Source organism: Bacillus songklensis (genome assembly GCF_042649685.1).
GTDB classification, from domain to species: domain Bacteria; phylum Bacillota; class Bacilli; order Bacillales; family Bacillaceae_H; genus Bacillus_BA; species Bacillus_BA songklensis.
Genome location: NZ_JBHRZT010000020.1, coordinates 308425 through 329294, shown reverse-complemented (window position 1 = coordinate 329294; position 20870 = coordinate 308425). Strand labels below are relative to the sequence as shown.

Here is a 20870-nt window from a genome sequence, read left to right as displayed (position 1 = left end):
TACTAAAACCGGTATGGCCCTTTGCAAAAAAAAGAAAGCTTGGCAGAAGAATATGGGAGAGTGGATGAAAGGGGATTTTCTGCCCCTCGTCCACTCTCTTTTTTTACTGTATGACAAAGTATAGATTGGACATTGCAATTGCTCGTTGATATCCTTATTGCTCTTATATTAAGATAAAAACATAGAATATTAAAAACTATTCTGATTATTTTTTGGTAAAGGGGGAAAAGGGATGAAAACAAAAGGCGGGTTATCGTTTGACGAATTTACTGCCCTTAGTGTCGAAGAGTGGGAAAAAGAAGTCGAAAGAACCTTAAAGGGAAAACCTGTTTCAGCACTTTATACAAAGACTTATGAAGAGATATTTTTGAAATCGCTTTACTTGGCGGAAGACACACAATCATTCATACATACTCATGATTTGCCGGGAGAAGGGTGTCTTGTGAGGGGAAGCAGGGAAACGGGGTATGTGGAAAAAGCTTGGGACGTTGCTCAAGAAATGAATCATCCTGTTATTGAGGAGACAAATCGGCTGGCTGTTTCGGCATTAAGCAGAGGGCAAACAATGTTAGCCATTCAACTCGATACGGCAACAAAACAAGGGAAAGATTCTGACCAAGCACCTGTAGAGCGTGCAGGGGACGGAGTGCCTGTCAGTTGTTTACAGGATGTAGAGATTTTGTTTAAAAATATTGATTTAGAGAAAACGCCCCTTCATATTTTGACTAACTTTACTGTTTTGCCTTTCCTATCATTCATAACAGCTTATGCTCGCAAACATCATCTTTCTATGGAAAGTATAACGGGAACGGTTGGAACGGATCCGCTTGCCTCTTTAGCGGGAGCTGGCTGTTCTCCGCTCTCTCTTCCTGACATGTATAAACAGATGGTCGAAGCGGTGAAATGGACTAAATCAAATGCCCCTAACTTAAAGACGATTGTGGTAGATATGGAAGCATATCATAACGGCGGCGCTCATGCTGTTCAAGAGTTAGCCTTTGCCATCGCTACAGCTGTTGAATATATAGATGTTTGCCTAAGAGAAGGATTATCATTACAAGAAGTATTGCCGCGCATTTCTTTCTCCTTTGCCGTCGGTTCACATTTATTTATGGAAAGCGCCAAACTTCGGGCATTTAAACTATTGTGGTCTAAAATGGTTAAAGCTTTCGGGGGAGATAGCGGGCAGTACAGGCCTTATATTCACGCGAAAACATCCATGACGACAAAAACGAAATATGACGCCTATACAAATATGCTTCGAGGGACGATAGAGGCGTTTGCTGCGGTTACAGGAGGAGTAGATAGCCTGGCTGTTACAGCATTTGACGGTCTTATCCGTCCGTCCAATGAATTTTCACAGCGGATTGCCCGTAACACACAGCATATCTTAAAAGAGGAAGCTTATTTGACGAAAGTCATTGATCCGGCTGGAGGTTCTTGGTATGTTGAAGCTTTAACGAAGGAGATAGCGGAGAAAGCATGGGAATTATTTCAGAAGATCGAAGAACAAGGCGGCATGTTTCAGGCGTTGAAGCAGCAGTTTGTGCAAAAACAGCTTTCAAATGTGCTCGTCAAGCGGCAACAAGATGTTCAGACGCGCATAGAACGGGTAGTTGGCATCACACATTATGTCCAGCCAGCCGAACGCTTGAATGATCAGCTGCCGTTAAATGTTACAGATTTTTACGACAAGCGTGTAACACAATTACAGGCAATGATCCGCAACTCTATCAAGGTCGAACATCCGTCCATCCCGGCTTTTGCTGATGCTGTTTTACAGGGAGCGACAATAAGTGGATTGATGAACCAATTAGCTGATTCATCCACGAAGGAATATGTGGAGCCTATTCGTAATTGGCGAAAGAGTGCCGAATTTGAAGAGTTAAGATTGAGAGTAGAAAAAATGGAGGAAGTACATCAAAAACCGCTAACAGTTCATCTTGTTGTGCTCGGTCAAGAAAAAGCCTGCAAGCCGCGAATTGAGCTGGCCCGATCATTTTTTCAGTCAGGAGGATTTAAAGTAGATCAAAGCACCTCTCTTTCTTCTGCAAATGAAGCAGTACAATGGTGTAATGAACAACAAGGCGAAGTGTTTGTTCTTTGTGGAACAGATGAGCTTTATGAGGAATTGGGATTAGAGGTGATTCAGCAGTTGGCATCTGCTCATCATCGCGTATATGTGGCCGGAAAACAGCCAGCTAACCAACGTGATGCTTTTATTTGTGCTGGTGCAAAGGAAATAATCGAACTGCATACGAATGCTGTCCATGTATTAAACGAGTTAGTCAATGAGCTGGGGGTGAACTAAATGTATCAAAAACCTGATTTCAATCGGATTTCATTTCAGGATAAACAACAGGGCACTGGTTGCGAGAGCACGCCGCATTATAACTATGAAGGTCATTTGTTTCAAACGAACGAGCAAATCAAGGTAAAGGCTCTTTATACGAAAGAAGATACTCAGTCTTTCGATTTCATGGACTTTTTGCCGGGATTGCCGCCATTTTTGCGAGGGCCGTATCCTACAATGTATGTAAATAGGCCGTGGACGATTCGGCAGTATGCCGGCTATTCGACAGCAGAAGAGAGCAATGCTTTTTACCGCCGCAATTTGGCTGCGGGTCAAAAAGGATTGTCGGTTGCTTTTGATTTAGCAACTCATCGCGGTTACGATTCCGACCATCCTCGTGTTGTGGGGGACGTAGGAAAAGCCGGCGTAGCAATTGACTCCATTTTAGATATGAAAATTTTATTTGACGGAATTCCATTAGATCAAATGTCGGTTTCGATGACAATGAATGGGGCAGTGCTGCCTGTTATGGCTTTTTACATTGTGACGGCGGAAGAACAGGGGGTCAAACAGGACCAGCTGTCAGGTACAATCCAAAATGATATTTTAAAAGAATATATGGTGCGTAACACCTACATTTATCCGCCGGATATGTCAATGCGCATCATTGCGGACATTTTTGAATATACCTCCCAACATATGCCGAAATTTAATAGCATTAGTATTTCCGGCTATCACATGCAGGAAGCGGGAGCCCCTGCCGACTTGGAACTTGCTTATACATTGGCTGACGGTCTCGAATATGTTCGTACGGGTTTAAAGGCAGGGATTGATATTGACTCGTTTGCTCCGAGATTGTCATTTTTCTGGGCGATTGGCATGAACTACTTCATGGAAGTAGCCAAAATGAGAGCCGCCCGTCTGCTGTGGGCAAAGCTGATGAAACAGTTCACTCCCAAAAATCCAAAATCCCTTGCGTTGAGAACACACTCCCAAACGTCTGGTTGGAGCCTGACGGAACAAGATCCGTACAACAATGTAGTTCGTACTTGTTTAGAGGCACTGGCGGCTACACTTGGCCATACCCAATCGCTTCATACGAACGCATTGGATGAAGCGATTGCCCTTCCAACTGATTTCTCAGCTAGAATTGCCCGTAATACACAGCTGTATTTGCAAGATGAAACAGGAATTTGTAATGTCATTGATCCGTGGGGCGGCTCTTATTATGTAGAATCGTTGACAAATGAGCTTATGAATCGAGCGTGGGAGCATCTGGAGGAAATCGAGCAACTGGGCGGTATGGCAAAGGCCATCGAAACAGGAATTCCCAAAATGCGTATCGAAGAGGCAGCAGCAAGACGTCAAGCAAAAATTGATTCCGGGGTCGAGACAATTATCGGTGTCAATAAATATCAAGTGAAAGATGAGCAACCGCTCGATATTTTAGATATTGACAATACAGCTGTTCGCTTAAAACAAATGAAACGACTAAAAGAGCTTCGCGCATCAAGAGACAATAAACGGGTAGCGGAAACATTAGAGGCTATCACGGAAGCGGCAGAGACAGGCAAGGGGAATTTGTTGGAGTTAGCGGTAGAAGCTGCCCGTGCAAGGGCAACTCTTGGCGAAATCTCTGAGGCGGTTGAAAAAGTGGCGAAACGCCATACAGCTACCATTCGTTCCATTAGCGGCGTTTACAGTTCAGAGTTCGCGTATGAAGAACAAATAAAAGGTGTACAAGACATGACGGTACAATTTTTAGAAGAAGAAGGCCGCCGTCCTCGTATTTTAATTGCAAAAATGGGGCAAGACGGACATGACCGGGGAGCCAAAGTCATTTCTACTGCATTTGCTGATTTAGGATTTGATGTTGATATCGGACCGCTTTTTCAGACACCGGAAGAAACAGCGATTCAGGCTGTTGAAAATGACGTTCATGCTATTGGAATGAGTTCATTGGCGGCGGGACATAAGACATTATTACCGCAGCTAATCGAAGAATTGAAAAAACATGGACGTGAAGATATTGTGGTGGTCGTTGGCGGGGTGATACCGCAGCAAGATTACGAGTTTTTATTACAAAACGGTGCATCTGCTATTTTCGGTCCGGGTACCGTCATTCCGACTGCTGCTAAACAAGTGCTGACAGAGATCAAGAAACGGCTTGGCCATGAAGAAACGGAGTGGCACGATGAGAAGAGAGAAAACCGTTGAAGAATATGCAGATGGTATTTTACAGCATAACCGCGTGATGCTTGCCCAGGCTATCACGTTAATCGAAAGCAATGCTCCCCGCCATTTTCAAAAAGCGCAAGATGTACTGAAGCTGATTTTTCCGTACACGGGAAAGTCAGTACGAATCGGCATTACAGGAGTGCCGGGAGCAGGAAAAAGCACATTTATTGAAGCATTTGGGATGTATTTATGCGAGTTGGGACACAAAGTAGCCATTTTAGCCATCGATCCGAGCAGCACAATCACAGGTGGAAGCATTCTTGGAGATAAAACGCGTATGGAGGAGTTGTCCCGTCATCCCAATGCTTTTATTAGGCCCTCTCCCTCTCAAGGAAAGCTCGGAGGGGTTCACCGAAAAACAAGAGAGTCCATTCTCCTCTGTGAAGCGGCAGGGTTTGATGTTATTATCGTGGAAACCTTAGGTGTTGGCCAAGGAGAAACGATTGTAAAAGATATGGTCGATGTATTTTTGCTTCTCGCTTTAACGGGGGCGGGAGATGAGCTTCAAGGAATGAAAAAAGGAATCATGGAGCTGGCCGACTTAATTTGCATTAATAAGGCAGATGGGGACAATTTGTCGAAAGCACTGATAACCAAACAAGAATACGAGTCGATTTTACACTTCCTTCAGTCCGCGACAAAAGGCTGGCAAACAAAAGTGATGACATGTTCGGCTCTTTATAAAGAGGGAATAGAAGAAGTATGGAACATGATCCAACAGTTCATCACACATTGCAAAGAGCGCGGCTTCTTGGAGGAAAAGAGAGCTGCCCAAATGAAATACTGGCTCGGGGCGATGATTTCTGATTACCTGTATGCTTCATTTTATGGAAATGAAAATGTAAAAAGAACAAGGCCGATGTTGGAGCGAAAAATGATGAATAAGGAAATAACGGTTTCAGAGGCTGCCGATCAGTTAATCCGTATGTATGAGCAACGTAAATAAAAAAAGAAGGGTTATGCAATGATTTGCATAACCCTTCTTCATAGGGAGTTTAGGGGTATGGATTTAGATGTATTATTACTATTGCCGGCTAAAAAAGGTTTTAAACCTGTTTTTTCAAAGATTGTTTGTTTGAAAATGGTTACTTATACTTGGTATGATAAGATTACACATAGGAGAAGGAGGTAATTGAAGTGAACATTGATTTTAATTTATTTATGAATGATGTGGTAAGACAAGCGCGCCAAGAAATTGTGGCGGCAGGCTATACGGAGCTCAAAACACCAGAAGAGGTAGAAGAAGCATTTAAAAAACAAGGTACAACTCTTGTTATGGTAAATTCTGTTTGCGGTTGCGCAGGAGGAATTGCAAGACCGGCTGCAGCCCACTCTGTCCATTATGATAAACGTCCAGATCATTTAGTAACAGTATTTGCAGGACAAGACAAAGAAGCAACGGCTCGGGCACGTGAGTATTTCGTAGGCTATCCGCCATCATCTCCATCTTTTGCTTTATTAAAAGACGGAAAGTTGATGACAATGGTAGAGCGCCATGAAATTGAAGGGCATGACCCGATGTCTGTTGTGACAAAGCTACAAAAAGCGTTCGATCAATATTGTGAAGAAGTTTAAAATGATGCGAAAGAAGACCGTTCCTGTGCGGTCTTTTTTTGTGCAGAAGAGAATAGAAGTGGGAAAGGAAGATTTTTTATTTTTGTAGAATAATAATATTAATACAACGGTATATAACTAATTGATATTAAAAAAAATACTTGCATATTTATAAATACGTGTTAAAATACATTTTGTTGAATATATATTAAAACTTGGTGTGCTACTTGTAATAGTGACAAACTTATTTCATAATATTAATTAATTTCAGAAAAAAAGTTTAAGGAGGGAATAAATATGAAAAAATGGTTATCATTGCTCATGATGAGCATGCTTGTTGTTGGTATGTTAGCAGCGTGCGGGACAAGCGATGATTCAGCAAACGGATCTGCCGGAGAAGGTGGAAAAACAGAAGGGGAAAAAGTGTTAACAATGGGTACATCAGCTGATTACCCGCCATTTGAGTATATTGATACAGCAAAAAGCGAGGACATCATCGGGTTTGACGTTGACTTGGCCAAAGCTATCGCCAAAGAGCTTGGTTACGAAGTGAAAGTGCAAGACATTGATTTTAACGGGCTTATTCCTGCCATTCAGGCCGGCAAAGTTGACTTTGTATTAGCAGGGATGACACCAACAGAAGAACGCAAAAAGAACGTTGATTTTTCAGATATTTACTATACGGCAAAACATATGATTGTCACACCGAAAGACAGCGGCATTAAAACAGTGGAAGATTTAAAAGGAAAAACGGTAGGGGTACAAGTAGGATCTATCCAAGAAGGTAAAGCAGAAGAATTGAAAAAAACAGTGGACTTTAAAGTTGAAAACCGCAACCGTATTCCTGAATTAGTGCAAGAAATGAAGTCTGGCCGCTTTGATGCTGCCATTATTGAAGATACAGTAGCAAAAGGATTCTTTGAAAAAGAAAAAGAATTAACAGGATTTAATATTTCTGATGCAAGTGCGGATGAAGCCGGTTCAGCAATCGCGTTTCCGAAAGAAAGCAAGTTAACAAAGGACTTTAACCGCGTGTTAAACGAAATGAAGGAAAATGGCGAGTTAGAAAAATTAATCGTGAAATGGTTTGGCGGAGAGCAATAAGCTGAATTTTTAACGGAGAAGAGAGGAATGGATCGGGCATGAATTTGGATTTTACACAAATCGTGCCTTCAATCCCTTATATTTTAGAAGGGATATGGGTAACGATAAAAATTGTCCTGGCAGCTGCATTGCTGGGATTTTCACTCGGGATTATTTTAGCATTATTTAAAATTGGCCGGGTGAAGGTGTTAACATGGCTTGCAGATGCGTATACTTCTGTATTCCGCGGCACGCCGTTAGTATTGCAATTATTAATCATTTATTTTGGGTTACCGCAACTTATCGGTTTTGAAATTGATGCATACCCTGCAGCTGTACTTGCCTTTGGTTTGAACTCCGCGGCGTATATTTCGGAAATTATTCGGGCAGGTATTTTGGCGGTGGATAAGGGGCAGCGTGAAGCATCGCTTGCGTTGGGAATTCCATATAAGCGAATGATGAAGGATATCATTTTGCCGCAGGCCATGAAAAATATTTTACCTGCTTTAATGAATGAATTTATTACTCTTACAAAAGAATCGGCCGTAGTGACAGTCATCGGGGCGATGGATATTATGCGCCGTGCCTATATTGTAGGCGGTCAAACATATCGCTATTTTGAGCCGCTTATTTTAGCCGGTCTCATCTATTATATAATGGTAATCGGCTTAACACTCCTTGGCAAAGCGGTCGAGAGGAGAATGAGAAAAAGTGATTAAAGTTGAGAATCTCTATAAATCGTTTGGAAAGCTGGAAGTATTAAAAGGCATCTCGACAACTATTAAAGAAGGGGAAGTTGTAGCGATTGTTGGTCCTTCAGGTTCGGGAAAATCCACATTTTTACGTTGCATGAATTTGCTTGAGGAACCGACGAGCGGTCATATTTGGATTGGCGATCAAGATATCACGGATCCAAAAACAAATATCATGAAGGTAAGACAAAATGTTGGAATGGTGTTTCAACATTTCCATCTTTTTCCCCATAAGACGGTGCTTGAAAATTTAACATATGCTCCAATGACAGTAAAAGGTGTGTCAAAGAAGGAAACTGAGGAAAAGGCACATGAGTTATTGAAGAAAGTTGGACTCGCTGAAAAAGCAAATGAATATCCAAACCGTCTGTCAGGGGGACAAAAACAGCGTGTTGCCATTGCAAGGGCACTTGCAATGAATCCTGAAGTGATCTTGTTTGATGAACCAACATCGGCACTCGATCCGGAAATGGTAAAAGAAGTATTGGAAGTTATGAAATCATTGGCACATACCGGAATGACCATGGCCATTGTGACGCATGAAATGGGATTTGCCAGAGAGGTAGCCGATCGGGTACTGTTCTTAGATGAAGGGCGTTTAGTAGAAGATTCGGCTCCGGTGGAATTTTTTTCGACACCAAAAAGCGAAAGAGCAAAGATTTTCTTAGAAAAGATGTTATAATGAAAAAAGATGACCTTTTTAAGGTCATCTTTTTTCATTATAATGTGCTCATTCATGCTATAAAAGAATGCAGTACAAATTAATTAAAACAATAGAATTATTAGGGGTTCATAGCATGATGAAATTTAAAATTGGTTATCGGACTACAAAGACAGCAATCGGAACAGCTGCAGCGATTATGATCGCACAATTTTTTAACTTGAATTACTTTCCTTCTGCAGGCATTTTAACGATATTATGTGTTCAAAATTCAAAGAAGAAGTCTCTTCAAAGTGCCTCCGCAAGGTTCTTTGCATGCTTATTGGCGATTGTTTTTTCGCTCATCTTTTTTGAAGGAATCACTTACCATCCTATAGTGATTGGATTAATGCTTCTTCTTTTTATTCCAACGACGGTTATGCTCAAAATTAATGAAGGAGTCGTCACCAGCTCCGTTATCATCCTCCATATTTATTCAGAACAAAATGTGACGGCAGGGATCGTCTTGAATGAAATTGCTCTTATTGTTATCGGGATTGGAACGGCTCTCGTGGTTAATTTATATATGCCAAGCCTTGATACGAAGCTAAAACAATATCAAAAAGAAATTGAACAAAACTTCCGTAAAATCTTTGAAGAGATAGTTGCGTATTTACGAACGAGCGAAAGTCAGTGGGTAGGAAAAGAAATTACGGAAACGGCACGCCTTATTGAAGAAGCGAAAAGTTTAGCATTCAGGGATGTTGAAAACCACTTTTTACGTACAGAAAACTATTATTATCACTACTTTAAAACACGTGAAAAACAGTTTGAAATCATTGAACGTGTGTTGCCGTTAGTGACATCGATTGAGTCCGTTGTCGAACAGCGTTATATGATTGCAGATTTTCTCGAAGAATTGAGCTTATGTATTCACCCGGGAAATACGGCGCAGCTATTTCTCATCAAATTACGACAGTTACAGGAGGAGTTTAAAGGAGCAAGCCTTCCTCAAACAAGGGGAGAATTTGAAGCAAGAGCTCAGCTATACCAGCTTATGAGAGAAATTGAGCAATATTTAATCATAAAAAAATCATTAAAAGTTGAATAATTCTCATGCATGCTTCTCCATCACCTTACGAAAAATAAGAAAAAGGTGGTGGAAATCATGAAATTTATTTTCTCCTTTCTATTGCTGTCCATGTTCTCACCTATTTGGCCGTTAGGGGCAAATCCAGTTTTAGGAGACCCTTTTATTATCGTTAATAAGGAAAATAATAAAGCAGTATTCATTGATGAAGGGAAAATTCAGTCCATCTTTCATATTTCTACAGGGAAAGAGCAAAATTTTACGCCGGAAGGAAAGTTTACGGTCGTGGTAAAAGCTAAAAATCCGTACTACCGCAGGAAGAATATTCAAGGAGGAAATCCGGAAAATCCTTTAGGAACAAGATGGATCGGATTTGATGCAAGGGAGACGGACGGGCGGATTTATGGTCTTCACGGAACAAACAATGAATTATCAATCGGTAAATATGTAACAGAAGGCTGTGTTCGATTTCATACCGATTCCATTGAGTGGCTATATGACCGGGTACCTATAGGGACGAAAGTGTTAATTGTCAATACGACTAAAACGTTTGAGGACATTGCTTTACAGGAAGGGGCCATGAGTGAAGCTGGTTTAATGCATGAATAAAAACCAAGCAGCGGGAGGCTGCTTGGTTTTCTGTGTTTTATAAAACAAAGATGCAAGATGATTATCATGCGAAAAAATTAGAACCACATGGTAATACCGGCTAACAATGTAGTAATCAGCATTGTGCCAAGCATCAACATCACAATAATTTTTTGAATCTTTTTATTGGACATTCTAATCTCTCCTCTTCGGACTTCTATTCATCATTCTATATGGGTTTTTAAAAGGTTACAAGGATGGGATTTCCAACAACTCAAATATTAGAAAATTGAAGGAAATTGTAATTTTTTGAAGAATGGTATAATGATATATGAAAACAGTCGAAAAAGGGGAAGAGGAACAAAATGGTCGAAAAAATTGATCACATCGGTATTGCTGTTCGCTCTATAGAAAGCGCTTTACCTTTCTATGTGGATATTTTGAAGCTGCACCTTGAAGGGATGGAAGTGGTGGAATCCCAAAAGGTAAAGGTTGCTTTTTTACGAGCGGGTGAGACAAAAATTGAATTGTTGGAACCTACATCAGATGAAAGTCCCATTCACCGCTTCATCGAGAAAAAAGGCGAGGGTATTCATCATGTGGCATTAGGAGTTGCTTCGATCGAGAGCAGAATCCAGCAATTGCAATCTGAAGGAATTCAGATGATCGACCATAAATCAAGAACAGGAGCTGGCGGAGCCCAAATTGCTTTTGTTCACCCAAAAGCATGTGGCGGAGTTTTGTATGAATTATGTGAGAAGAAAGTAAAGGGGGATGCTCAAGATGCTTGATATGTACAATAAAATAAACGAGCTATATGATTATCGCCGTGAAGTCGAACTCGGAGGCGGAGACGACAGAATTGAAAAACAGCATGATAAGGGGAAATTGACAGCACGTGAACGGATTGATTTATTAGTAGATGAAGGAAGTTTTGTTGAACTCAATCCTTTCATTGAGCATCGCTGCAATGACTTCGGTTTGCAAGATAAAAAAGGTCCCGGGGACGGGGTTGTAACAGGGTACGGAAAAGTTCACGGTCGTCCTATTTATTTATTTTCCCAAGACTTTACTGTATTTGGAGGCGCCCTTGGGGAAATGCATGCAAAGAAAATCGCTTATGTGATGGATTTGGCTGCTAAAACAGGCACGCCGTTTATTGGATTAAACGATTCAGGAGGCGCACGTATTCAAGAAGGTGTGGTATCATTAGATGGGTACGGTCAAATCTTTTACCGCAATTCCATCTATTCCGGTGTCATTCCGCAAATTTCTGTGATTATGGGACCATGTGCGGGTGGAGCGGTATATTCACCGGCTATTACTGATTTTGTCTTTATGGTGGAAAAAACGAGTCAGATGTTTATTACAGGCCCTAAAGTAATCGAAACCGTAACTGGGGAGAAAATTACGGCTGAAAACCTTGGCGGTGCAAAAGTACATAATGAAATTAGCGGTAACGCCCATTTTTCCGGAGAGACAGAAGAAGAAGTGCTGGGAAAAGTGCGGTTATTGTTAAGCTATTTGCCGCAAAATAATGGAGAAAAACCACCGTTTAGGTCTTATAATGACAATGATCATTACCGCCCTGATTTGGCAGATGCGGTACCGTTTGATGCAGTAAGGCCTTATGATGTAAGGAATGTCATCTCTCAAGTGGTAGACGAACATTCCTTTTTGGAAGTTCAAAAAGATTTTTCCAAAAACATTGTCGTGGGACTTGCAAGAATAAATGGGGAAGTGGTTGGGTTAGTTTGTAATCAACCAAAGGTGATGGCAGGAGGATTGGACATCAATTCGTCGGATAAAGCAGCTCGATTTATTCGCTTTTGCGATTCATTTAACATCCCGCTCATTACGTTCGAAGATGTAACAGGCTTCTTCCCAGGAGTTAAACAGGAACATGGGGGCATCATTCGTCATGGGGCCAAAATTTTATATGCCTACTCAGAGGCCACTGTCCCGAAAATTACCGTTATTTTGCGTAAAGCTTACGGAGGTGCTTATGTAGCCCTGAATAGTAAATCGATTGGGGCCGATATTGTCTATGCATGGCCGAATGCTGAAATTGCGGTAATGGGACCTCAAGGAGCGGCAAACATCATTTTTGCGCAAGACATTCAAAATAGTGAAAACCCTGAGGTGACGAGAGCACAAAAAATAGAAGAGTACCGCGAGAAGTTTGCCAATCCATATGTAGCTGCCAAGCTCGGAATGGTCGATGATGTCGTTGATCCGCGAGAGACAAGAATCAAACTCATTCAAGCTTTGGAGATGTTGCGAAACAAACAGGAAGACCGTCCGAAGAAGAAACACGGCAACATCCCATTGTAATATTCATAATTTCTGGAGGGATACATCATGATTAATCAACAACGTTTAGTCGATTTGTTCTTAGAACTTGTTCAAATTGACTCTGAAACAAAATATGAAACAGAGATTGCAAAAGTGCTAAAAGAGAAGTTTACGGCGCTTGGCGTAGAAGTGGTAGAAGACGATACGACGGCTGTTACAGGCCATGGAGCGGGTAACTTAATTTGTACGTTAAAGGGAACAAAAGAAAATGCAGATCCGATTTACTTCACTTCGCATATGGATACGGTTGTACCGGGAAAAGGGATTAAACCATCTATTCAAGACGGCTATATTGTAAGTGACGGCACAACGATTCTTGGTGCAGATGATAAAGCTGGATTAGCGGCTATGTTAGAAGCCATTCAAGTATTAAAAGAAAACAACATTGAGCATGGAACGATTCAATTTATCATCACGGCAGGGGAAGAATCAGGTTTAGTGGGGGCAAAAGCGCTCGATTCTTCCATGGTAACAGCAAAATTCGGTTATGCGCTTGACAGTGACGGTAAAGTAGGAGACATCATCGTAGCAGCCCCGACACAGGCGAAAGTAAAAGCGACCGTATATGGAAAAACAGCCCATGCCGGAGTGGCACCTGAAAAAGGTATTTCAGCGATTACATTAGCAGCTAAAGCGATTGCGAAAATGCCGTTGGGGCGAATTGATGAAGAAACAACAGCCAATATCGGCCGCTTTGAAGGCGGAACGCAAACAAATATTGTTTGTGATTATGTGGAAATTTTAGCGGAAGCCCGTTCGTTAGTACCTGAAAAGATGGAAGCACAAGTACAGAAGATGAAAGAAGCATTTGAAGCAACGGCTGCTGAGATGGGCGGAAGGGTTGAAGTCGATATTCAAGTTATGTATCCTGGCTTCAAATTTGCTGACGGAGACCATGTTGTAGAAATAGCGAAAAAAGCTCTTGCAAACATCGGCCGCGAGCCTCGCCTGTTAACAAGCGGGGGCGGCAGTGATGCCAATGTAATTGCTGGATTTGGTGTTCCAACGGTGAACCTGGCAGTCGGGTATGAAGACATCCATACTACAAACGAAAAAATGCCGGTTGAAGAACTAGTAAAAACAACTGAAGCAGTTGTCGCCATTATTAAAGAAGTAGCAGCTCGGTAGGAAAATAAGATCTCAGCCATACAAAAAGCCAGTTCAATTGAACTGGCTTTTTACATTATGATTAAAAAAACCTACAGAATGTTTGACATATTGTATAGTGAAAGATGGATGACATGCAAGTACAATAAAACTAACTTCTGAATATTTAGACTTTGTTTTTGAAGTTACATAGGCCTATAGTTCTTATTATTATGGTAATAAAAAAACTGTAAGCGCTTTCAGAGGAGTGAGGAGGGGAGAAGAAAATGTGTGATAAAGCAATAGTCGAATTAATTCAAACATCGAACTATATAGGTGGAAATGAACCGGTTGAAGTACACAAAGGGAGAGCAATTGAAAAGCATATAATGCTCATCCGTGAAGTGCGTGATACATGGCAGTTTTATCGTGACCGCCGCCCGGAAACATATGAAGAAATGACAGCTTTACTCCCTTAAATTCATCTAAGTTTCTTCCATCACCATGATCTATTTAGTCCTCATTCATTTACGATTTTCATTATTTTCTTCCAAAGAGCATGTTAGATTGATTGAATCATTGACACAATCATAGTCTTTAAGATGCTTTTATTTCCGAGTATCTCTTTCCTCTAAATACGTACAGTCTTTTTCTGTTTAATCGTGTTTTCCCTATAACTTTTAATCATAAGGAGGTCGATTTTATTGAATCAAACTGCTAAGGAATTTCTTTCTCCTCAAGCTCTAACGAAAAATTTTGAGGAGGTGGAAAAAGCATTAACCCCCCGTGAGGCGATAGAAGAATCAAATCGATGCTTGTTCTGTTATGATGCTCCCTGTATTAAAGCTTGTCCAACAAGCATTGACATTCCTGGATTTATCAAGAAAATCGCATCAGGGAATTTAAAAGGTTCCGCTCGTACGATTATGCTGTCCAATCCCGTGGGAGCAAGTTATGCGCGTGTCTGCCCAACGGAAGAACTTTGTGAAGGTGCCTGTGTTCTTAATGATTCTACCAAACCAATCATGATTGGTGACCTTCAGCGATTTGCGACCGACTGGGCCATCCAAAATGAGCAGGCATTGTTTACAAAAGGGGAAGCGAACGGAAAAAAGGTAGCCGTAATAGGAGGAGGGCCTGCTGGGCTTTCAGCTGCAAGAGAGCTAGCGAGATTGGGATACGGAGTTACCATATTTGAAGCGGAAGAAGAAGCCGGCGGTCTAAACACTTACGGTATCGTATCATTTCGTCTGCCTAAACGAATTTCATATTGGGAAGTAAATCAAGTTAAACAACTTGATGTGGAAATTCGTACAAATACGAGAGTCGGAAGAGATATTTCTGCACAAGAGATCATCAATGAATACGATTTTGTCGTGTTAGCTATCGGGATGGCAGAGGTACCGAACCTGGGAATTGAGGGCGAACATTTAGAAGGGGTATATGATGCGATCGAATTTGTAAAGGATACGAAGACGAAACCGCTATCCACTGATTTTGTCGATAGTCGTGTTGTGGTAATCGGGGCTGGAAACACGGCGATTGATGCGGCTACTTGTTCTGTCCGCCTGGGAGCAGAAAACGTCAAAATTCTATATAGACGTACAGCAGAAGAAATGACCGCTTATGATTTTGAATATGAATTTGCTAAACAGGACGGTGTTGAGTTCCGTTGGCTGACGGCGCCGAAGCGTATCATTGGAGATGAAAATGGGAAAGCAAAACAAATTGAATGTATCAAGATGAAACTAGGAGATCCGGGTGCAGATGGTCGAAGAAGGCCTGTCCCTATTGAAGGATCCGAATTTATACTCGAGGCAGAGGCGATTATAAAGGCAATCGGGCAAAATCGCCATATTACTTTGATTGAAGAATTCGACCTCCAACATAACAGCGGGGTAGTAACGGTTGATAAAGAGACACTACAAACATCGAATCCCAAAGTGTTTGCCTGCGGTGATGTGATTTTCGGGAAAGGCCAGGGAGATGCGATGGTCGTTACAGCTGCACAGCAAGGAAAAGAGGCTGCTTATGCCATCCATCGTTTTGCCAGCCGAGAAATAGAAACAGTTTAAGATTAAGAGGAGGGGAAAGCAATATGGCAGATTTAAATATTAATCTAGCGGGCATCAAATCGCCAAATCCATTTTGGCTCGCATCAGCACCACCAACCAATTCCGGATATCAAGTGCAAAGAGCTTTTGAAGCAGGTTGGGGAGGAGCGGTTTGGAAGACATTGGGTGACCCGATTTTAAATGTATCATCCCGTTTTGCAGCAGTAAGTTTTAATGGCCAGAGAGTGGCAGGGTTCAATAATATTGAATTGATTACAGACCGCCCGCTTGAAGTCAATTTAAAGGAAATTTATGAAACGAAAAAAAGATTCCCTAATCATGCTGTTATCGCTTCCCTTATGGTTGAACCGAAGCAAGAAAAATGGCATGAAATTGTTAAAAGAGTAGAAGATGTGGGAGTTGATGGATTAGAGCTAAACTTTGGCTGTCCACATGGCATGGCAGAGCGGGGAATGGGAGCAGCATCAGGGCAGGTGCCGGAGCTTGTTGAAAAACAAACATATTGGGCAAAAGAAGTAGCCCAAACCCCTGTTATTGTCAAACTTACCCCCAATATTACAGATATTACAGTTACAGCGGAAGCTGCTGTTCAGGGCGGAGCCGATGCGGTGAGCATGATTAACACGATTAACAGTCTAGCAGGTGTCGATCTTAATTCATGGAATACGATTCCCCATGTAGCTGGCAAAGGAGCGCATGGAGGTTACTGTGGACCAGCCGTCAAACCGATTGCGTTGAATATGGTGGCTGAATGTGCCCGCAATCCGAGAGTTAATGTTCCTATTTCCGGGATGGGCGGCGTGTCAAGCTGGCAGGAAGCGGTGGAATTTATGCTGATGGGAGCGACAGGTGTTCAGGTGTGTACAGCCGCTATGCACCACGGATTCCGCATTGTCGAGGATATGATAGATGGACTGAATAACTATCTGGACGAAAGGGGGCTGGCAAGCGTCTCGGACCTTGTCGGCAAAGCTGTTCCTAAATATTCTGACTGGGGAAATTTAGATCTTAACTACAAAGTCGTCGCCCGAATTAATCCTGACGTATGCATTAATTGCAATAAGTGTCATATTTCGTGTGAAGACACTTCTCACCAATGCATCGATATGTTAAAAGATCCAAACGGCAAAGATTATTTGAAAGTACGCGAGGAAGATTGCGTCGGCTGTAATTTATGTTCCATTGTATGTCCGGTCGATGGGGCCATCACGATGGTTGAAGTACCAGGCGAGCATGTGCCGATGACGTGGAATGAAAGACAGGCGGCCATTGGCCTAGTGGCTGAGTGTAAAGTAGATGCTTTGAAATAAGGGGAGGGAACCATTGATGAAAAAGATTGTAAAAAACGGTGTCATTGTCACGGCTTCTGATACGTATCAAGCGGATCTTCTCATTGAAAATGAAGTAATTGCCGCTATTGGCAAACATTTTGATGAGAGGGACTGCGAAGTAATAGATGCAAAAGGATGTTATGTGTTTCCGGGAGGGATCGACCCGCATACGCATCTTGACATGCCGTTTGGCGGTACGGTTACAAAAGACGATTTTGAAACAGGTACGATTGCGGCGGCATTCGGAGGAACCACAACCGTCATTGATTTTTGTTTGACTAATAAGGGAGAACCTCTCAAAAACGCCATTGATGTCTGGCATAAAAAATCAGAGGGAAAAGCGGCCATCGACTACAGTTTTCACTTAATGATTGGGGAAATAAACGAAAGCGTACTGGCGGAGCTCCCGAAAGTGATTGATGACGAAGGAATCACCTCTTTTAAAGTGTTTATGGCTTACAAAAATGTCTTTCAAGCCGATGATGCGACACTTTTCAGAACATTGGTAGCTGCCAAGGATCTTGGAGCGCTCGTCATGGTACACGCCGAAAATGGTGATGTGATTGATTATTTAACGAAAAAGGCACTCGAAGAAGGAAACACAGATCCTATTTTTCATGCGTTGACAAGGCCTCCCGAGGTAGAAGGGGAAGCGACGGGAAGAGCAGCCCAAATGGCTGGATTGGCCAAATCACAATTGTATGTTGTTCATGTCTCTTGTGCAGAAGCAGCCGAAAGGATTGCCGAAGCGAGACGGAAAGGAGTAGATATTTGGGGAGAAACCTGTCCTCAATATTTAGTTCTCGACCAAAGTTATTTAGAAAAACCAAACTTTGAAGGCGCCAAGTATGTGTGGTCACCGCCACTAAGAGAAAAATGGAATCAAGACGTTCTGTGGAAGGCGTTAAAAAACGGAGAGCTTCAAACGCTCGGCTCCGATCAATGTTCGTTTGATTTCAAGGGACAAAAAGATTTGGGCCTTGGTGATTTCACTAAAATTCCAAATGGAGGCCCTATTATTGAGGATCGTGTAAGTATCCTATTTTCTGAAGGTGTAAAGAAAGGGAAAATTACATTAAATCAATTTGTTGATATTACCTCAACGCGAATTGCGAAATTATTTGGATTATATCCAAAGAAAGGAACCATATCAGTTGGTGCAGACGCTGATTTAGTCCTTTTTGATCCAAACGCAGAACGGACTATCTCCGCAAAGACACATCATATGGCGGTAGATTACAATGCGTTTGAAGGAATGAAGATAACCGGTGAGCCGATTTCCGTTTTATGCCGTGGTCAATTCGTTATTCGGGATAAGCAATTTGTCGGCCAGCCCGGATATGGGCGCTATCTAAAACGTGCTAAGTATGGCCAATTGGCAGTGGTTGATGAAAATGAAAAATTAATGATTTAACCACATATTTGTTCATCCTTTAGCAAATAGGGAGGGAATAACATGTCAAGCTATAAAGAATTTGTAGAGGAAAGAGACAAAATTGATTATTATATCCAACAAGAATATTTCATAAAGGGTGTAACAGAAAATCTAAGCGGTGCATTTTTATTATTTGAATCAAAAGATGGGAAAAGGCAGGAAACTCTGCATGTTTTAACGGCAGATGCAAGAAAATACTTTTCATCTTTGATTTTGAAGCAGCAAAAAGAGGGAGTTCAATCCCTTTCAAAGCAGAAATGAAAGGGATGATTTTAAAGTGTTTCAAAAGGGAATAGACCTTTTGAAACACTTTTTTTTATATAAATTATGACATTGTAATGATGAACCCCCTTAAAAAAATGAGAGTCAGCGTATTTTATGGTAAATGATACCCGAGAAGGGATGAGTGAAGATGAATATCCATGAATTTATGACTAAAGAAGAACGTGCATTACTCGATAAATTAAAAATGGAAATATTGAATGCAGTTTCAGTGACGGACCTATTATTTTATAAGAAGGAATTGGACCGAATTACCGAAGGGGTTCAAAAAAGAGGACAATTGCTACAGAAAGTGTCAATGAATGGCTATAAGCAAGAAGATGTATCTTGAAAAGGCTAATAGATTGAAAATAGAAAAAATTCTTTTTTATCCCGTCCAAATGTAATATGATTATATAAAATGATGAATAAAGGGGCGGTGTAAAATTGAAGTCTTATCTTACTGTCCAGGAAATTTTAAAACGAAAGCATTTTGTTACAAGTGAAGTAGCAGCAGGAAAAGAAGGACTGCATAAGCCGGTAAAATGGGTTCATATCGTAGAAGTGACCCAAATAAAACGGCTGTTAAAAGGAAATGAATTGATCTTATCTACCGGGGTAGGCTGGAAGGAAAATGAGCAAATGTTTATCTCCTTTTTAGAGCAGTTAATTGAGTGCAACGCTGCTGGCCTGTGTATTGAAATGGGCACATATACCTCAAAAATTCCTTCAGAAGTAATTGCTATCGCTGATCAGCATCAGTTTCCTATCATTCTCTTTCATCAAGAAGTCCCATTCATTGAAATCACTCAAGATGTCCATTCTCTCTTAATCAATCAACATTATCAGATGATTTCCGATTTAGAAAACTACTCCCAGCAACTTCAGAAAATGCTGCTCATCATTGATCATTATCACCCCATTCTTCACTTTTTCTACCAATATACAGATTTGCAAGTCATCATCAAACTGAATGAAGAGAATATACAGTTTGTCCCTGAAATTAACCCTGTGAAGAGAAAGGAGTTACTCAATCTCATTTCTCGAGAAAATAACGATCAAAAAGTCATGACAAAGCAGATCATACAAGTGTTAACCCGCAATTATGCAGAACTGTTCGTTGTGTCTCCGTACGGGCAGTTGACAGAATTTGACTTGCTGGCTGTTGATCGTACAGCTACAGCCCTTGCACAGCACTTCTTGCGTGATTTGTATGTAGAAGAAAAGAAGAGGGTAGATGAAGCGGAGTGGATGACAAAATGGTTAATAGGCGAGTTGACGGAGTCTGAGTTAACAAGCTATTTGGAAGAGGCGAATGTAAAAGAGCAAGGGTGTGGAGCCGTTGTGTGTGTGTGCAGGCCCAATCCCCAAAAACGTTCTGTTGACTTTACATATTTAAAAATGTTTTTAAAAACGCTTTTTGAACAACATGGCTTTGATTTATTTGTGATCGAACGCCGCGGCGATTTTATTTTAATCTTGATTAATAAGCGTTCTGTTCATACTTGGAAACAGAGGATAGAAGAAGGTTTTGTGAGGTTTTTGAATACTGATTATTGTAAACGTCAAAACTTTTTTGTTCATTTATTGGGTATCGGGAAATTAGTGACGAATGTTCAAGAGATTAATAGAAGCTATCAAACCGCCCTGGAAACGGTAAAAGTTCAGGAAAAGCTCGAATCTAATACGTCCATCCACTTTTACGACGATTTGCATATGTATCGTGTGCTTTCTCTGATTCAGCAACCTAAAGATTTACGTGAAGTAATGATGGAATATTTAGAGCCGGTTATCATGTATGATCAACAATATAATGGTAAACTCATGGAAACGCTAAAAGTCTATTTAGAATGCAACGGTTCCAAACAGGAAACGGCAAAACGATTATTTGTAGTAAGACAAACATTGTATCATCGCATTGAAAAATTGGAAAAACTGTTGGGAACGGACTTTATGGAACCGAAAAAAAGGATGGCCATTGAGTTTATGATTATGGCATATGATTATTTGTTTTCCAAAACGGATCAAATTTCTTCGTAAGAAAGGGCTGGTATCAGTCCTTTCTTTTTTATTTTAACTAAACTGAAGG

General features: G+C 41.2%; 20 protein-coding genes. 19 read left to right on the top strand and 1 reads right to left on the bottom strand.

The annotated features are described in order from the left end of the window. Positions 1 to 232: 232 nt before the first annotated feature. From ACFOU2_RS04670 to ACFOU2_RS04630, 9 genes are all read left to right on the top strand, one after another. A complete protein-coding gene (locus ACFOU2_RS04670; RefSeq protein ID WP_377912670.1) occupies positions 233 to 2311 on the top strand; it encodes a methylmalonyl-CoA mutase family protein in 2079 nt (692 codons plus the stop codon). Beyond that, positions 2312 to 4510, top strand: coding sequence for a methylmalonyl-CoA mutase (gene scpA, locus ACFOU2_RS04665; protein ID WP_377912668.1), 2199 nt, complete (start codon positions 2312 to 2314; stop codon positions 4508 to 4510). After that, a complete protein-coding gene (gene meaB, locus ACFOU2_RS04660; RefSeq protein ID WP_377912666.1) occupies positions 4461 to 5477 on the top strand; it encodes a methylmalonyl Co-A mutase-associated GTPase MeaB in 1017 nt (338 codons plus the stop codon). The genes scpA and meaB overlap by 50 nt, the downstream gene beginning before the upstream one ends. A gap of 191 nt (positions 5478 to 5668) precedes the next feature. Further along, on the top strand, positions 5669 to 6106 hold the full coding sequence (locus ACFOU2_RS04655) for a BrxA/BrxB family bacilliredoxin (protein ID WP_377912664.1): 438 nt from the start codon (positions 5669 to 5671) through the stop codon (positions 6104 to 6106). Between the two features lie 276 nt (positions 6107 to 6382). After that, a complete protein-coding gene (locus ACFOU2_RS04650) occupies positions 6383 to 7189 on the top strand; it encodes a transporter substrate-binding domain-containing protein (protein ID WP_377912662.1) in 807 nt (268 codons plus the stop codon). Positions 7190 to 7227: 38 nt separating this feature from the next. Beyond that, complete coding sequence (locus ACFOU2_RS04645; RefSeq protein WP_377912660.1) at positions 7228 to 7887, top strand: amino acid ABC transporter permease; 660 nt, start codon at positions 7228 to 7230, stop codon at positions 7885 to 7887. After that, positions 7880 to 8602 carry an amino acid ABC transporter ATP-binding protein gene (locus ACFOU2_RS04640; RefSeq protein WP_377912658.1) on the top strand — a complete coding sequence of 241 codons (723 nt, stop codon included), beginning with the start codon at positions 7880 to 7882 and terminating at the stop codon, positions 8600 to 8602. Before ACFOU2_RS04645 ends, ACFOU2_RS04640 begins: the two co-directional genes overlap by 8 nt. Positions 8603 to 8720: 118 nt before the next feature. Next, on the top strand, positions 8721 to 9671 hold the full coding sequence (locus ACFOU2_RS04635) for an aromatic acid exporter family protein (RefSeq protein ID WP_377913580.1): 951 nt from the start codon (positions 8721 to 8723) through the stop codon (positions 9669 to 9671). A 57-nt stretch (positions 9672 to 9728) separates the two neighbouring features. Then, positions 9729 to 10259: a L,D-transpeptidase gene (locus ACFOU2_RS04630; RefSeq protein WP_377912656.1), complete on the top strand. Its 531-nt coding sequence runs from the start codon at positions 9729 to 9731 to the stop codon at positions 10257 to 10259. A gap of 77 nt (positions 10260 to 10336) precedes the next feature. Here the strand turns inward: ACFOU2_RS04630 and prli42 are convergent, their stop codons facing one another. Further along, positions 10337 to 10432, bottom strand: a complete 96-nt coding sequence (prli42, locus tag ACFOU2_RS04625) for a stressosome-associated protein Prli42 (protein WP_377912654.1) — start codon at positions 10430 to 10432, stop codon at positions 10337 to 10339. 171 nt (positions 10433 to 10603) lie between these two features. Here prli42 and mce point away from each other — a divergent pair, with 171 nt between their 5' ends. From mce to ACFOU2_RS04575, 10 genes are all read left to right on the top strand, one after another. Further along, positions 10604 to 11029 carry a methylmalonyl-CoA epimerase gene (mce, locus tag ACFOU2_RS04620; protein ID WP_377912652.1) on the top strand — a complete coding sequence of 142 codons (426 nt, stop codon included), beginning with the start codon at positions 10604 to 10606 and terminating at the stop codon, positions 11027 to 11029. Continuing rightward, entirely contained in the window at positions 11022 to 12572 is a 1551-nt protein-coding gene (locus tag ACFOU2_RS04615; RefSeq protein WP_377912650.1) for an acyl-CoA carboxylase subunit beta, read from the top strand. Before mce ends, ACFOU2_RS04615 begins: the two co-directional genes overlap by 8 nt. 27 nt (positions 12573 to 12599) lie before the next feature. Further along, complete coding sequence (locus tag ACFOU2_RS04610) at positions 12600 to 13721, top strand: tripeptidase T (RefSeq protein ID WP_377912648.1); 1122 nt, start codon at positions 12600 to 12602, stop codon at positions 13719 to 13721. 245 nt (positions 13722 to 13966) lie between these two features. Further along, positions 13967 to 14158: a hypothetical protein gene (locus tag ACFOU2_RS04605; protein ID WP_377913630.1), complete on the top strand. Its 192-nt coding sequence runs from the start codon at positions 13967 to 13969 to the stop codon at positions 14156 to 14158. Positions 14159 to 14383: 225 nt separating this feature from the next. Beyond that, on the top strand, positions 14384 to 15754 hold the full coding sequence (locus tag ACFOU2_RS04600; RefSeq protein ID WP_377912646.1) for an NAD(P)-dependent oxidoreductase: 1371 nt from the start codon (positions 14384 to 14386) through the stop codon (positions 15752 to 15754). A 23-nt stretch (positions 15755 to 15777) separates the two neighbouring features. Next, entirely contained in the window at positions 15778 to 17064 is a 1287-nt protein-coding gene (gene preA / locus ACFOU2_RS04595; protein ID WP_377912644.1) for an NAD-dependent dihydropyrimidine dehydrogenase subunit PreA, read from the top strand. 16 nt (positions 17065 to 17080) lie between these two features. Further along, entirely contained in the window at positions 17081 to 18499 is a 1419-nt protein-coding gene (gene hydA, locus ACFOU2_RS04590; RefSeq protein WP_377912642.1) for a dihydropyrimidinase, read from the top strand. 42 nt (positions 18500 to 18541) lie between these two features. After that, complete coding sequence (locus tag ACFOU2_RS04585; protein ID WP_377912640.1) at positions 18542 to 18781, top strand: hypothetical protein; 240 nt, start codon at positions 18542 to 18544, stop codon at positions 18779 to 18781. 151 nt (positions 18782 to 18932) lie between these two features. Next, positions 18933 to 19133 (top strand): hypothetical protein, encoded by a 201-nt coding sequence (locus ACFOU2_RS04580; protein ID WP_377913578.1) that lies wholly within the window; start codon positions 18933 to 18935, stop codon positions 19131 to 19133. A gap of 95 nt (positions 19134 to 19228) precedes the next feature. Further along, complete coding sequence (locus ACFOU2_RS04575; RefSeq protein ID WP_377912638.1) at positions 19229 to 20821, top strand: PucR family transcriptional regulator; 1593 nt, start codon at positions 19229 to 19231, stop codon at positions 20819 to 20821. Positions 20822 to 20870: the final 49 nt, after the last annotated feature.

What these genes read in the sequence shown, in the direction of transcription:
- ACFOU2_RS04670 (WP_377912670.1), top strand. Translation starts at nt 233, where the DNA reads ATGAAAACAAAAGGCGGGTTATCGTTTGACGAATTTACTGCCCTTAGT.
- scpA (WP_377912668.1), top strand. Translation starts at nt 2,312, where the DNA reads ATGTATCAAAAACCTGATTTCAATCGGATTTCATTTCAGGATAAACAA.
- ACFOU2_RS04650 (WP_377912662.1), top strand. Translation starts at nt 6,383, where the DNA reads ATGAAAAAATGGTTATCATTGCTCATGATGAGCATGCTTGTTGTTGGT.
- ACFOU2_RS04645 (WP_377912660.1), top strand. Translation starts at nt 7,228, where the DNA reads ATGAATTTGGATTTTACACAAATCGTGCCTTCAATCCCTTATATTTTA.
- ACFOU2_RS04635 (WP_377913580.1), top strand. Translation starts at nt 8,721, where the DNA reads ATGAAATTTAAAATTGGTTATCGGACTACAAAGACAGCAATCGGAACA.
- ACFOU2_RS04630 (WP_377912656.1), top strand. Translation starts at nt 9,729, where the DNA reads ATGAAATTTATTTTCTCCTTTCTATTGCTGTCCATGTTCTCACCTATT.
- prli42 (WP_377912654.1), bottom strand. Translation starts at nt 10,432, where the DNA reads ATGTCCAATAAAAAGATTCAAAAAATTATTGTGATGTTGATGCTTGGC.
- mce (WP_377912652.1), top strand. Translation starts at nt 10,604, where the DNA reads ATGGTCGAAAAAATTGATCACATCGGTATTGCTGTTCGCTCTATAGAA.
- ACFOU2_RS04615 (WP_377912650.1), top strand. Translation starts at nt 11,022, where the DNA reads ATGCTTGATATGTACAATAAAATAAACGAGCTATATGATTATCGCCGT.
- ACFOU2_RS04610 (WP_377912648.1), top strand. Translation starts at nt 12,600, where the DNA reads ATGATTAATCAACAACGTTTAGTCGATTTGTTCTTAGAACTTGTTCAA.
- ACFOU2_RS04605 (WP_377913630.1), top strand. Translation starts at nt 13,967, where the DNA reads ATGTGTGATAAAGCAATAGTCGAATTAATTCAAACATCGAACTATATA.
- preA (WP_377912644.1), top strand. Translation starts at nt 15,778, where the DNA reads ATGGCAGATTTAAATATTAATCTAGCGGGCATCAAATCGCCAAATCCA.
- hydA (WP_377912642.1), top strand. Translation starts at nt 17,081, where the DNA reads ATGAAAAAGATTGTAAAAAACGGTGTCATTGTCACGGCTTCTGATACG.
- ACFOU2_RS04585 (WP_377912640.1), top strand. Translation starts at nt 18,542, where the DNA reads ATGTCAAGCTATAAAGAATTTGTAGAGGAAAGAGACAAAATTGATTAT.
- ACFOU2_RS04580 (WP_377913578.1), top strand. Translation starts at nt 18,933, where the DNA reads ATGAATATCCATGAATTTATGACTAAAGAAGAACGTGCATTACTCGAT.